Origin of the sequence: Vreelandella hamiltonii (genome assembly GCF_014651795.1) — a bacterium.
Taxonomy (GTDB): domain Bacteria; phylum Pseudomonadota; class Gammaproteobacteria; order Pseudomonadales; family Halomonadaceae; genus Vreelandella; species Vreelandella hamiltonii.
In genome coordinates, this window is record NZ_BMXO01000016.1 from 98350 (window position 1) to 110202 (window position 11853).

The 11853-nt window shown below is 58.9% G+C and carries 13 protein-coding genes and 1 tRNA gene; 10 read left to right on the plus strand and 4 right to left on the minus strand.

The annotated features are described in order from the left end of the window. Positions 1-31: 31 nt before the first annotated feature. Together IE061_RS15055 and IE061_RS15060 are read right to left on the minus strand one after the other, a co-directional pair. Positions 32-1420, minus strand: coding sequence for an exonuclease domain-containing protein (locus IE061_RS15055; protein WP_193461956.1), 1389 nt, complete (start codon positions 1418-1420; stop codon positions 32-34). Positions 1421-1441: 21 nt separating this feature from the next. Continuing rightward, entirely contained in the window at positions 1442-2527 is a 1086-nt protein-coding gene (locus tag IE061_RS15060; protein ID WP_308429562.1) for an ABC transporter substrate-binding protein, read from the minus strand. A gap of 268 nt (positions 2528-2795) precedes the next feature. Between IE061_RS15060 and IE061_RS15065 the strand changes: the two genes are divergently transcribed. From IE061_RS15065 to IE061_RS15085, 5 genes are all read left to right on the plus strand, one after another. Beyond that, positions 2796-4502 (plus strand): potassium/proton antiporter, encoded by a 1707-nt coding sequence (locus IE061_RS15065; RefSeq protein ID WP_193461958.1) that lies wholly within the window; start codon positions 2796-2798, stop codon positions 4500-4502. Between the two features lie 58 nt (positions 4503-4560). Continuing rightward, positions 4561-4651: transfer RNA gene (locus IE061_RS15070), tRNA-Ser, on the plus strand. A gap of 293 nt (positions 4652-4944) precedes the next feature. Further along, positions 4945-5919 carry an Abi family protein gene (locus IE061_RS15075; RefSeq protein ID WP_230478483.1) on the plus strand — a complete coding sequence of 325 codons (975 nt, stop codon included), beginning with the start codon at positions 4945-4947 and terminating at the stop codon, positions 5917-5919. An 80-nt stretch (positions 5920-5999) separates the two neighbouring features. Beyond that, positions 6000-6719, plus strand: a complete 720-nt coding sequence (locus tag IE061_RS15080) for a DUF6694 family lipoprotein (RefSeq protein WP_193461960.1) — start codon at positions 6000-6002, stop codon at positions 6717-6719. Between the two features lie 13 nt (positions 6720-6732). Then, a complete protein-coding gene (locus IE061_RS15085) occupies positions 6733-6978 on the plus strand; it encodes a hypothetical protein (RefSeq protein WP_230478482.1) in 246 nt (81 codons plus the stop codon). A 2-nt stretch (positions 6979-6980) separates the two neighbouring features. Here the strand turns inward: IE061_RS15085 and IE061_RS15090 are convergent, their stop codons facing one another. After that, positions 6981-7175 (minus strand): hypothetical protein, encoded by a 195-nt coding sequence (locus tag IE061_RS15090; protein WP_016913870.1) that lies wholly within the window; start codon positions 7173-7175, stop codon positions 6981-6983. A 111-nt stretch (positions 7176-7286) separates the two neighbouring features. Here IE061_RS15090 and IE061_RS15095 point away from each other — a divergent pair, with 111 nt between their 5' ends. The 3 genes from IE061_RS15095 (at position 7287) to IE061_RS15105 (ending at position 9579) form a co-directional block, all read left to right on the plus strand. Next, positions 7287-8282 carry a hydrolase gene (locus tag IE061_RS15095; RefSeq protein WP_193461961.1) on the plus strand — a complete coding sequence of 332 codons (996 nt, stop codon included), beginning with the start codon at positions 7287-7289 and terminating at the stop codon, positions 8280-8282. A 29-nt stretch (positions 8283-8311) separates the two neighbouring features. Next, on the plus strand, positions 8312-9310 hold the full coding sequence (locus IE061_RS15100; RefSeq protein ID WP_193461962.1) for an aldo/keto reductase: 999 nt from the start codon (positions 8312-8314) through the stop codon (positions 9308-9310). A gap of 104 nt (positions 9311-9414) precedes the next feature. Continuing rightward, positions 9415-9579, plus strand: a complete 165-nt coding sequence (locus IE061_RS15105) for a hypothetical protein (protein WP_016913867.1) — start codon at positions 9415-9417, stop codon at positions 9577-9579. An 81-nt stretch (positions 9580-9660) separates the two neighbouring features. Here IE061_RS15105 and IE061_RS15110 read toward each other — a convergent pair whose 3' ends face one another. Beyond that, positions 9661-10422: a dienelactone hydrolase family protein gene (locus tag IE061_RS15110; RefSeq protein ID WP_193461963.1), complete on the minus strand. Its 762-nt coding sequence runs from the start codon at positions 10420-10422 to the stop codon at positions 9661-9663. A gap of 161 nt (positions 10423-10583) precedes the next feature. Here IE061_RS15110 and IE061_RS15115 point away from each other — a divergent pair, with 161 nt between their 5' ends. Both IE061_RS15115 and tusD read left to right on the plus strand, forming a co-directional pair. Beyond that, entirely contained in the window at positions 10584-11261 is a 678-nt protein-coding gene (locus tag IE061_RS15115) for a Bax inhibitor-1/YccA family protein (protein ID WP_039177898.1), read from the plus strand. A 101-nt stretch (positions 11262-11362) separates the two neighbouring features. After that, a complete protein-coding gene (gene tusD, locus IE061_RS15120; protein ID WP_039177900.1) occupies positions 11363-11752 on the plus strand; it encodes a sulfurtransferase complex subunit TusD in 390 nt (129 codons plus the stop codon). Positions 11753-11853 lie beyond the last annotated feature (101 nt).

The window sequence follows — 11853 nt, forward strand, 5'->3', positions numbered from 1 at the left end:
GCCCACTCAATCCAACCACCAATCCAGCCACTCAACCCAGCGGCTCGATCGACAGCCCGTGCTGATCGGCGTCGCGGATGAAGCGGTTGAGAATGCGGTAGGTATCCATATCGAACTGCCCGGCAGGTGTTTTCAACGCCAGCGCCGCCTGCCGCGATGGGGCGCTGCCCAGATAGCACCAGTGATCGATCAAGTGATAGGCCGCCGGACCCGTGGGGCAGCTCTGTTCGCGCAGAATGATGCGGCCAGGCCACGGCCAGGCGCTGATCTGCAGGCCCGCCAGCGCTTGCTGGGCACGCAGCGTGTGTGCCTCTCGTGTTTCCTCGCCGCAACACGCCCCCCGGCATCGCCCCAGCTGGTGGGCAAAGCAGCGCCCCTTGCCCTTTTCCAGCCCCAATACCTGCGGGCAGAGCTGATGTGCTTCGGCCAAGTGGCGAAGTGCCTCCTTGGCTTCCTTGGCGCTGCGGAACAGGCCAAACAGCTTCCCCGGCTGAGGTTGCCCCAGCAGCTTGCCATTGGCCAGCGTGGGCTGCGCCGCATCGTCCGGCCAGTACCAGGTGTGTAGCTTGCCCTGGCGGCGTAGCTGTCGGTTCATGATGGGCATCAACTGCTTTACCAGCTGCGCTTCTCGCAGTTGGGCGCTCAGATCGCCTGCCGTTTCCTCCCATTCCACGTGCTGGATCTGCTGGGCCAGGCGCATTTCCTTGTCATCCTGATGATCACGCTGGAAGTGGCCGAGCACCCGCAAGCGCAGGTTGACGCTCTTTCCCACATAGAGCGGCAGGCGGTTGTGCCCATAAAACAGGTAGACGCCCGGTGCTTCCGGCAGCCCCGCCAGCTGCTCGCTGGGAAGGTGCGCGGGCAGGCTGCGGTGACGCTGCTCGTCAGCCAACGCCGCCTGCCAGGTCGGTGCATCGAACCGCTGTTGCCAGGTTTGCCAAAGGCCCCACAGGGCTTGCGCATCCTCTTCGGCTCGGTGGGCGTTGGTTCTGGGAACGTCGTAATGGGCCAGCAATGCCGTCAGATTGTGCTTGGCCAGCTGCGGTGCCAGTCGCCGGGCAAGGCGCAGGGTGCAGATCACCCTGGGTCGGTAAGCAATTCCAGCGCGTTTGAACTCGTTGCGCAGGAAGCCTGCATCGAAGCGAGCGTTGTGCGCCACCAGCGTGTCACGCCCCAACCACCCGTTGAGCTCCTCGGCAATGCAAGCAAAGGTGGGCGCCTCCCTGAGCATTGCATCGTCGATTCCTGTCAGTCGGCTGATATGGGCCGGTACTCCCGTTGTGGGCTGAATCAGGCTGACCCAGCGCTCCACGACGTGACCGCCGTTGATTTTCAAGGCGGCAATTTCCGTGATGCGGTCACGGGTAGCGCGTGTGCCGGTGGTTTCTATGTCGATGAAAATCAGTGGCGTATCGTTCATGCGGCTCCCGCCTGGGCGCGCTTATGGCTCGGCCAGGGTATGCGGATTGAGTGCCAGCCGGGAGGCAGGCAGCGTGGCGTCTATCGTGCCGGAGGCCAGCAGGTAACGTTCGAAGGCGCTGTAACGACGCTCATCCAAAGCGGCCGGGCTCAGCGCCAAGCGGCGCACGATATTTGCCCAGGCGCCCTGGTTGACCGGGTTGTCGAGCACTGGCTGAGTGTTGATCACCAGTTGCCAGGCCTCATCGGGGTGGTCGACGATCCAGTTGCTGGCTTCTTCCAGGGCCGTCACCAGGCGCGACCAGGTGGCTGCACGCCGCGCGACAGAATCGCTGTTGGCCAGCAGGATCAGGCCGTCATGGCGGGGAATGTCAAGCGCTTGATAACGCACCGTGTGGGTGACGATACCGTCTGAGGCCAGCTCTTCCGGCAGGGTCAGATAAAAGCCGTCGGCAATGGCGTCGACGCGCCCCTCGCGCAGGGCGCCGGCCGCATCGAAGTGGACGTTTTCGGCGGGCGAAAATTCATCGATTTGCCGCAGCGACAGGGGCACCAGCGGTTCCGCCAGCAGGTCGCGCCCTTCGCGGGTCGAAAAGCCATAGTGGACTCTGCCCAATCCCTGGAGGGGGTCGGGCGAAGTGGCGGTGCCTGCCACGACCACGGCATTCAACGGGGTTTCGACCAGCGTGGCAATCCGTACGATGGGGGCACCATCATGCACACTCAGGTGTAGCAGCGGCTGGCGCGACAGCGCCAGGTCTACCTCGCCGGCCGCCAGCAGCTTGATGGCGATAGCCGGGTCGGCGGGCGTCTGCAGCTCCACCTCCAGCCCTTGTAGGGCAAATAGCCCGCGCTCCCTGGCAACGATCAGGGGGGCATGCTGGGGGCTCAGGTACCAATCCAGCATCAGGCTGAGACGCTTCATGGGCGGTGGGTCCAGAGGAGGCGGTGGTACCAGCGCCATACTGGGAGCATCGTCTTCACTGGATGCTTGTTCCGGGGAAGATGTCTCAGGCTTGTCGCTTCCGACGGGCGCCGCTTCTACCTCGGGGGGGGGAGTGCTTGGCCACAGCCCTTCAGGCAGCACCAGATCACTTTCAAGCTGCAAGGGCGCGGAGCGAGTGTCGGGTGTTTCTGTATCATTTGCGTAAGTGGCTGAAATTGAAAATAATAAAAAAAACGCTAAGACTAGGGTAAGTATGGAACGGGCACGCAATAATGCGTTCAACATAACCTGAACTCCAGAGGGTACGACGGCGGAGTTTAGCTGTCTGGGGAAGTCTCTGGCTAGCCCTGGGGCCATCTGGCCAACTCGCCCAGTAAAATTCGCTTGGACATGCAATAATAGAAAGGCATTGATGTAGAGACGGAGACTCATGGACACTATTAATACCTTCTTTCTGGTAGGCGGTACCCTCATGGCGCTTAGCATTCTAGCGAGCCGCTTGTCCTCCATGATGGGCGTACCGCTGCTGCTGATCTTCCTGGGGCTGGGAATGCTGGCCGGGGAGGAGGGCTTATTGGGTCTCGAGTTCGATGACTACTCCATGGCCTTCATCATCGGCCATCTGGCGCTGGCCATGATTCTGCTGGATGGTGGGTTGCGTACACGACTCAAGACGTTTCGCGTAGGGTTTCGTCCAGCCCTTTCGCTGGCAACGCTGGGGGTGTTCATCACCAGCGCCATCGTGGGCGTTATCGCCATGTGGGTCTTCGACCTCACCTTGATTCAGGGGCTGCTGGTGGGGGCTATTGTCGGCTCCACCGACGCGGCGGCCGTGTTCTCGATGCTCAGTGGCCGTGGGGTAAACCTCAACGAGCGGGTTGGGGCAACGTTGGAGATCGAGTCAGGCACCAACGACCCGATGGCGATTTTCCTGACGCTGATGCTGGTCGAGATGCTGGTGGGGGATATTGGTGGCATCAGCGAGACGCTGCTGTTTTTCGTTTCTCAGTTCGGCATCGGCCTGCTGGTGGGCGTGGCGGGCGGCTGGGGCAGCGCCAAGTTGTTGCGCTGGCTGGACCTGGCGCCAGGCCTCTACTCCATGCTGGCGCTTGCCTTGGGGTTCAGTGTCTTTGGCCTTACCAGCGTGCTGGGCGGCAGTGGCTTCCTGGCCATTTACCTGGCTGGGCTGATGATCGGCAATCAGCCAGGCAGGCACCTCAACTTTATTCTACCGGTGCATGACGGGCTGGCCTGGTTAAGCCAGATTGGCCTGTTTCTGGTGCTGGGCCTGCTGGTCGTGCCCAGCCAGCTCTGGGAAGTGGCGTTGCCGGCCAGTTTAGTGGCGTTGGCATTGATCTTTGTCGCGCGGCCGCTGGCGGTACTGATCACCATCAAGCCGTTTTTCAAGTTCCGCTGGCGCGAGACCTTCTTTATTGCCTGGGTTGGCTTGCGGGGTGCCGTGCCTATCGTGCTGGCCATTTTCCCGGTTATTGGCGGCGTCGAAAATGCTTCGCTTTACTTCAACGTGGCCTTCGCCGTGGTGTTGATGTCGCTGCTGATTCAAGGCGGTTCGCTCAATCTGGTGGCCCGCTGGTTGAAGGTGCAGGTGCCTGTGGGCACCACGCCCAATCGGCGCGGCCCGTTGGGCATCCTGCCGGAAAACGATTTTGAAATGTTCGTCTACACGGTGGAAAACCAGGACCTGGACGATGTGCCTATCCGGCTGCTGCGGTTTCCCTCCGGCGCCTTGATCTCGTCGCTGTTCCGCAACCACGTCATGCTCCACCCCAAAGGCAGCACCCGATTGAAGCTGGGGGATGTGATCTGCGTGATTGGTCGCAGTGAAGACCTGGTGGCCCTGAATCGCTTGTTCAATGGCGATGCCAAGCTCAAGCAGGAGCGGGCGTTCTTCGGTACCTTTACCCTGGACGGCACCGCTCAGATGCAAGACATCGCCCAGGCCTACGGCCTGACCCTGAGCCCCGGCGAGCAGGAGATGACCCTGGCCGAGTTCGTCTCCCTGCGGGTAGGCGGCCACCCGGTGGTGGGGGACGACGTGGACTGGCACGGCATTCACTGGGTGGTCAGCGAGATGGAAGGCGGCGACATTACCCGAGTAGGCTTAAGACTCTACTAATTGATTCAAAAGGCGTTGACTTCCAAGGGAAAGCTGTTATTATACGCACCCATAAGCCGGAGGGATGGCAGAGCGGTTGAATGCACCGGTCTTGAAAACCGGCATAGGTTAATAGCCTATCCAGGGTTCGAATCCCTGTCCCTCCGCCACTTATTTGAAAAAGCTCCTGATTCGTCAGGGGCTTTTTTTATGCGTGTGATTTGGCCGAGAATGTATTTATCTCCATCTGTATTCGTTGCCAGCGCTACTTAAAGGGACGCTATCGTCAGGGCGCCTGCCTGCCTGCCTGCCTGCCTGCTTGATACCATGGATATGTATCAGGTGGGCCTTGTCGATTAACCAGTACCTGTCAACGCGGGGTTTATCTTGCTGCTGATGAGCAACATGCCTATAATAGATTTCAACAACACCCCCCAAGCCTATCCTGCAGCGCGCTGCGGTGATGCTCAAACTGGGGGGTTACTATTTTGGGGCTTCCAAAATGTACTATGACAAGCCTCCTATCCCTATTGAGCAGCAAGTGTCGCTACTCCGCAAGCGGGGCATGAATGTGCCAGATACCGCTCGTGCCGAGCATTACCTCACGCATATTGGCTATTACCGCTTAAGCGCTTACTGGTTGCCTTTTGAAGAGCCTAATGCGCTCGCTGACGTTGGGCGTACCCACCGTTTCGTTGCTGGTACCTCGTTTGATGATGTGCTCCAGCATTATATATTTGACCGTGAGTTACGTCTGATTTGTATTGAAGCCTTGGAGCGGGTGGAAGTCTCCCTGCGCTCGTTATGGGTGAATGCATTTGCTCTTCAAAAAGGACCGCATGCGTATTTGGATGCTCAGTACTTTCATTGTCCTTACAAACACGCCAAGCAGGTGGCCAGAGCAGCCAACGATCTACAAGACAATGAAGAGGCGTTTGTAAAGCACTATCGCCAGAAGTATCGTGGGGCTGGATTGCCCCCTATCTGGATCATGGCGGAAACACTGACATTTGGAGCGCTATCGCAGTGGGTTGAACTCACCATGCCTACAGAAATTAAAAAGGTAGTGATTCAGCAGCTTGATCTACCGACCATCGAAATAGCCAAAGGCATTTTTCATAACCTCAGTCAGCTGCGTAATGTGTGTGCCCATCATGCACGCTTATGGAACCGTCGCTTCTCGAAAAAATATCCCCACATCCGTAGGATGCCGCTTCTCTTGCATCCAGAAACACCCGGTGAACAGGCCCGTTACATCTATAACCATTTCGTGATGCTTGGCCACCTGATGGTGGTAATCAATCCTGGAACATCCTGGCCGCGGCGGTTGTATAGCCTTCTAGAAAAGCAGACCGAAGCCACCCACGTAGCGATGCACCTTCCCGATCACTGGCGGACAGCACTGGCTGCCACTGGCCCGAAGGGCAGTTTCAAGTGATCAATCCGCCCTCGAAGGCTATTTCCGAAGCGCCACCAGATAGCTTATGTTGTTAAATCAACCAACAGGATGGTGACTCTATGAAACGGATATTAGCGGTAGCGATGACGATGGCCATGGCGGGCGTTGCTTTTGCAGACCCGACCATCGACGCTTCCAACCCGCGATACTTTGACCGGTCCCTCGATGAAATTCGTGCTTCACTGGATGACAGCGAGGCTGAACGCTTCGACGAGGCCGTGAATACGCTGCTGATGCGCCGTTCCCAGCAGGGGCTGACCATCGTTCAGCTCAGTGAACTACGTGATGACGAGCTGGAAGCCCTCGCGACCGAGGCCCGGCGCAGTTTGCACGGGTTGAGTGGGCCGCAAGTGCTGGCCCTGGCAGGGAACTTGCCCGAGAAAGACAAGGAAGGCCATGAGCTGGAAGAGCCCATTGCTCAAGAAATGCTGAGCCGGTTCGTGGTGGAAAGTGCCGAGTATCGGTTAAGCGATGAAGGGGGTTCTGGCAGCACGCCGGTGATCGAACTTCGAGTTACCAACAATACGGGCGAACCGGTGGCACAGGCCCATTTTCGAGGCGTACTGCAAAGCCCGGGGCGGTCGACGCCTTGGGTGGATGAAACCTTCTTCTATACCATTTCCGGGGGCATCGAGCCTGGTGAAACGCTGGAGTGGAGCCTGGCCCCGGATAGCACCGGAGCATGGGGGAATCCGTCGATCAGCGACGATGCGCAGCTGAGTATCGAGGTTCTGCGCCTGGATGGCCCCACCGGTGACATGCTGTGGGAAAGGCCTTGAGAAAGCGCCTGACATGACGCATCAACACCCGCCAAGGCGGGTGTTGATCGAGGTATCACTTGCGCAGGAGCGCACCATGGATAAAGTGTTTGCCTGGGACCATCGCCGAGAGCGGGTGGTTTATCGAATACCAGGGCATCGTCATGATGATGGACGAGAGGATAGCGACCTGTCGCCCGTGTGGCTGGCTGCTCAGCCCGACGATTTGCCGGAAGGCGTGGCCGTGGAAGACCTGCGCAAGGTCGACGTGGATGAGTAGCCTTATGGCTGCTCGTCGTGTGTTTGCTCGTTGAGAGTATTGGCCACATCGTCGGCTTCGGGCTTGGTGGCGCCTCGGTGGCGAACCAGCTCGCCATCGCGTTCGTTTTCATCCCTCGTGTCGACCACCCACCACTCGGGCTGGTCGTCGATTTCGGCACCTTCCTTTACTGCACGGTAGACGGCAAAACGTTCCATAATCCTCTCCTTGGTCATGATGGGTACGTTAACCCTAGCGCATATCGGCAGCGGTTGCCGAAAGTTTGTTAAGCTTATCGGCCACTTGAGCGTGTAACAGGAGCCCTGCCTGTGTTTCAGCCGTCCCGCTGGCTGGTCAATGGCCATCTTCAAACTGTGTATAGCCCGCTGTTACGTCGCCGTGCGGCCCTGTCGCGCCACCGTGAACGCCTGACCCTGCAGGATGGGGATTTCATCGACCTGGATTGGTATGGGCCTGAAGGGCCACAGGTGCCTTGTGCTTTGTTGCTGCATGGTCTGACGGGCAGTGCTTCTTCTCACTATATCGTTGGCCAGCAGCTGGCCTTGGCGGCCATGGGCTGGCAAAGCGTTGCGGTGAACTGGCGTGGCTGCTCAGGTGAGCCGAATCACCGAGCCCGAGGGTATCACTCCGGGGCCAGCGAGGATCTGGCCGATATCGTAGCCCAACTGGTGGCACGGGCGCCGCAGAAACCGCTGGCCGCCGTCGGTTACTCCTTGGGTGGCAATGTGTTGCTGAAGTACCTGGGAGAAACCGGCGAGCAGTGCCCTTTACAGGCTGCTGTGGCGGTGTCGGTTCCCTTTCGGCTCGACCACTGTGCCGACCGTATCAGCCAGGGGGCGTCCAAGGTGTATCAGGCGCGCTTTCTGCGTGACCTGCGCCGCTACGTGGAGAACAAGCGTCACGCGTTCGAAGCCCAGGGCCGCGAGGAAGAGTTGGCACGTTTGAGCGCTTTGCAAAGTCTGGAGGGAATGCGCACCTTCTGGGACTTCGATGGTCGCGTGACGGCGCCTTTGCATGGGTTTGCCAGTGCGGCCGAGTATTATCGGCGTTGTAGCAGTGCTTACTTCATTGGCAGCATCGCAAGACCCACGCTGGTGATTCATTCGTCGGATGACCCTTTCGTTTATCCTCATAGCGTGCCGCCGAGCGGTGAGTGGGCGTCTTGCGTCACGCTGGAGCTGCATGCACAGGGGGGCCATGTGGGATTTATCGAAGGCACGCCATGGCGGCCACGCTATTATCTCGAACACCGCGTGCCACACTGGCTCGCTGCACAAATAGCCGTACACGGCGCCGTGTCCTGATCACTTGAATAGGCAAGTCGAGGTTATTCATGTCTGCATTTCTGAAGCGGTTGAACGAGGTCGGATCACCCCGCATTGGCCTGGGCTGCATGAACCTGTCCCATGGGTATGGCCAACGCGTATCGGACGCCGAGGCCATCCGTGCCCTGGAAGAAGCCTTCGAGATGGGATATCGCCATTTCGATACCGCCACGCTGTATGGCGGTACGGCCAACGAGCGGCTGCTGGGGAGCGCCCTGGCCAACAAACGTCACGCGCTGCTGCTGGCCAGTAAAGGCGGAATGGCCATGGACATGGAGCGCGGCCAGCGGGTGATCGACGGTCGCCCCGATACCTTGCGCAGACAGTGTGAAGAGAGCTTGGCGCGCCTGAAAACCGATCATGTCGATATCTACTACTTGCATCGCCTTGACCGTCAGGTGCCGATCGAAGAGAGCGTGGGCGCGCTGGGGCGCCTGGTAGAGGAGGGCAAGCTGGGCGCGGTGGGGCTATCGGAGATTTCAGCAGCGACGTTACGCAGGGCTCATGCCGAGTACCCCATTGCGGCCGTTCAGTCCGAGTATTCGCTGTGGACCCGCAACCCCGAAATTGCCCTCAAGCAGGCCTGTGAAGCGCTTGGAGTGACGTTGGTAGCCTTCAGCCCCCTGGGCAGAGGCTTCCTGACGGGAACGATGGACACGCATACGACGTTCCCTCAGGGCGACATGCGGGCCAATATGCCACGCTTCACGGGCGATAACCTGGTGCAGAACGTACAAGCACTGGCTGATGTCAAGGCGCTGGCCGCACGCCAAGGGTGGACGCCTGCCCAGTTGGCGCTGGCCTGGGTCTGTGCACAGGGGGAGAACGTCGTACCGATACCGGGCAGCTGTTCTACCCAGCACATGCGTGAGAACCTGGCGGCAGAGAACCTTCGCCTCGATGCGGATGTATTGGTCAGCCTCCGCCAGATGATGGGCCCAGAGACGGTAGCAGGCAGCCGTTACAGCGATGCACAGCAGGCGGATATCGATACCGAAGAGTTCTGATGCGCCTGGGTCATTTTATTTTTTCGGTGCCGTTGCATTCTTTCAGCATTTGGCTAACATCCAAATTATGCTAACAGGCTGTTAGCCCCCTAAGGAATACCGCCATGTTGAAAGGTCTGATTATCTGCTTCGCTGTACTGTTTGCCCAATTGGCGGTACTGAACGTGATCGATGCGCGTCTCTACAATGCTCAGGATGCCCGCCAGTCTGCTTCTACCGTGGTGACACCGCATCGGGATGAAGAGGGCGATAGCGAATCGTCCGTGTAAGGGGCAGCGTTGTTCGTTGACCGTGGCTGGATAAAAAACGACGGCAGCTTTCAAAGCTGCCGTCGTTTTTTTGGGTGCTGATCAAAGCATCTCTGCCAGCCACTGTTGAAACGTGGCCCAGGACTGCTGGTCGGCGCGTTCGTGATAGCGGTCGCTGCCGAATACGCTGAAGGCGTGCGGCGCACCAGAGTAGATGCCAATCTCGTAGGTAACGCCTGCGGCTTCGAGCTCCGTTGCCAGGGTGGCGACATCCTCCAGGCTCACCGCATCATCGGCGCCACCGTGGGCGATATAGATGGGTGCCGTATCGGCTGCGTATGCCTGGCCTTCAGGAGTGTCCAGGCCGCCGTGAAAGCTGGTATAGGCCGCGATGTCATCCGCCTCGCCTGAACGGGCCATTTCCAGCGCGACGGCGCCGCCAAAGCAGTACCCCATGATCACGCTGCGTGAAGCGGCGCCTATCTCACGGGCATGGGCAAGGCCTGCCAGGGTCAATTGACGCATGCGCTCGCGGTCTTCATAGAGTGCTCGCGTGGCAGCCTGTTTGTCTTCGATGGCCTGGGGGCGATTGCCTTCACCGAACAGGTCGACGGCAAACGCATCGTAACCCTCCTCGGCCAGCATGTCGGCGCGCTGGCGCTCATAGTCATCCAGGCCGTCCCAGTCATGGACGATGATGACACTACCTTTCGGGTTGTCACCGCCAGAGACGAAGTAACCGCTGAAGGACTCACCATCGACCTCATAGCGTGTGTCTTCGCCCTGCGGGGTAAAGCCATGGGCGGCCGTCGCCAAGGCGAAACAACCTACGGAAGAGATGATGACAGGGATCTTGTGGCGCATTGTCGTGTCCAATGTATGTCGGGAAATATCAGCATAGTTGAATCGCCGCTCGAGGCGACAACGCAAGACACTCGTTGCGTTTAAAGACAAAAACTTGCGTCTGGAACCTGAGGACGGCATTCTTGTCCGTTGTGAGTATGACCATATAGGGAGCACTGATAATGGCTTTTAACGATTCCAACCTGGCGAGAGCACAGACCACCACGGTCAGTGGTGCCAGTGCCAACAAGGTTCTGCGAAACACCTACGCGCTGCTGGCGATGACGCTACTGTTCTCTGCCGTCATGGCAGGGGTGTCTGTGGCCATGGGCATTCAGCAGCTGAACATTTTCGTGTTCTTCATCGGCGCCTACGGCCTGATGTTCCTGGTGCACAAGACTGCCAATTCAGCCGCAGGCCTGTTGGCAACCTTCGCGTTCACCGGTTTCATGGGCTTTACGCTGGGCCCCATCATCTCGGCCTACCTGACACTGCCCAACGGTGGCGCGCTGATCATGAACGCGCTGGCCATGACGGGGCTGACGTTCATCGGTCTGTCGGCCGTTGCGTTGACCACCAAGAAAGACTTCAGCTTCCTGGGCAACTTCCTGCTGGCTGGCGCGATCGTGCTGGTGCTGGCCATGGTCGCCGGGCTGATCTTCAACATTCCCGCGCTTTCCTTGATGGTGTCCGCGGGCTTTGTGCTGTTCGCTTCGGCGGCAATCCTGTACCAAACCAGTGAGATCGTTCACCGGGCTGGCGAAACCAACTACATTCTGGCGACCGTCACTCTCTACGTATCGATCTACAACCTGTTCATCAGCCTGCTGTCCATTCTGGGCATCATGAGCAACGATTGATGTAGCAGGGATGCTCACTGAATGAGAGCATCATGCAAGTACCAACAGACCCTACCCAGTAGGGTCTGTTTTTTTGGCTTCGCTAAAACGAGAGGTGAGCCATGCAGTATGGCCTGTTAGTGATGGGCGCTCCGTATTCAAGTGCCGCTCCTCATTCAGCGCTGCGCTTTGCCCATCAGGTCATTGCGAGTGGGCATCGGGTTACCGGTGTGTTCTTCTACCGCGATGGCGTTCACAATGCGTCGTCGTTGATGACGCCGCCCCAGGATGAGCTCAACCTGCGCGAGGCGTGGGTTGAGCTCCATCATACCCACGGTGTGATGCTCGATGTATGCGTGGCGGCGGCCTTGCGTCGGGGGTTGCTCGATGAGTCCGAGGCGAAACGCCATGGCAAGAGCGTGGCCAACCTGGAGGCTCCGTTCTCGCTGACCGGGCTTGGCCAGCTTTTAACGTTACAGCAGCAGTGTGATCGCTTGATCACCTTTGCCTAGGGAGCGTTAACAATTAGGCCAGCCATATGACGGCGGATACAAGGTTGAGTAGCGACTGGTAGTTTCTCGCCAGTCGCTCATAGCGTGTTGCCAGCCGCCTG

Excerpts from the sequence above, each read along its gene's own strand:
- IE061_RS15115 (WP_039177898.1), top strand. The coding sequence starts at position 10,584 with ATGGCTTTTAACGATTCCAACCTGGCGAGAGCACAGACCACCACGGTC.
- IE061_RS15085 (WP_230478482.1), top strand. The coding sequence starts at position 6,733 with ATGACGCATCAACACCCGCCAAGGCGGGTGTTGATCGAGGTATCACTT.
- IE061_RS15090 (WP_016913870.1), bottom strand. The coding sequence starts at position 7,175 with ATGGAACGTTTTGCCGTCTACCGTGCAGTAAAGGAAGGTGCCGAAATC.
- IE061_RS15065 (WP_193461958.1), top strand. The coding sequence starts at position 2,796 with ATGGACACTATTAATACCTTCTTTCTGGTAGGCGGTACCCTCATGGCG.
- IE061_RS15100 (WP_193461962.1), top strand. The coding sequence starts at position 8,312 with ATGTCTGCATTTCTGAAGCGGTTGAACGAGGTCGGATCACCCCGCATT.
- IE061_RS15105 (WP_016913867.1), top strand. The coding sequence starts at position 9,415 with ATGTTGAAAGGTCTGATTATCTGCTTCGCTGTACTGTTTGCCCAATTG.
- IE061_RS15080 (WP_193461960.1), top strand. The coding sequence starts at position 6,000 with ATGAAACGGATATTAGCGGTAGCGATGACGATGGCCATGGCGGGCGTT.
- tusD (WP_039177900.1), top strand. The coding sequence starts at position 11,363 with ATGCAGTATGGCCTGTTAGTGATGGGCGCTCCGTATTCAAGTGCCGCT.
- IE061_RS15110 (WP_193461963.1), bottom strand. The coding sequence starts at position 10,422 with ATGCGCCACAAGATCCCTGTCATCATCTCTTCCGTAGGTTGTTTCGCC.
- IE061_RS15075 (WP_230478483.1), top strand. The coding sequence starts at position 4,945 with ATGCTCAAACTGGGGGGTTACTATTTTGGGGCTTCCAAAATGTACTAT.
- IE061_RS15055 (WP_193461956.1), bottom strand. The coding sequence starts at position 1,420 with ATGAACGATACGCCACTGATTTTCATCGACATAGAAACCACCGGCACA.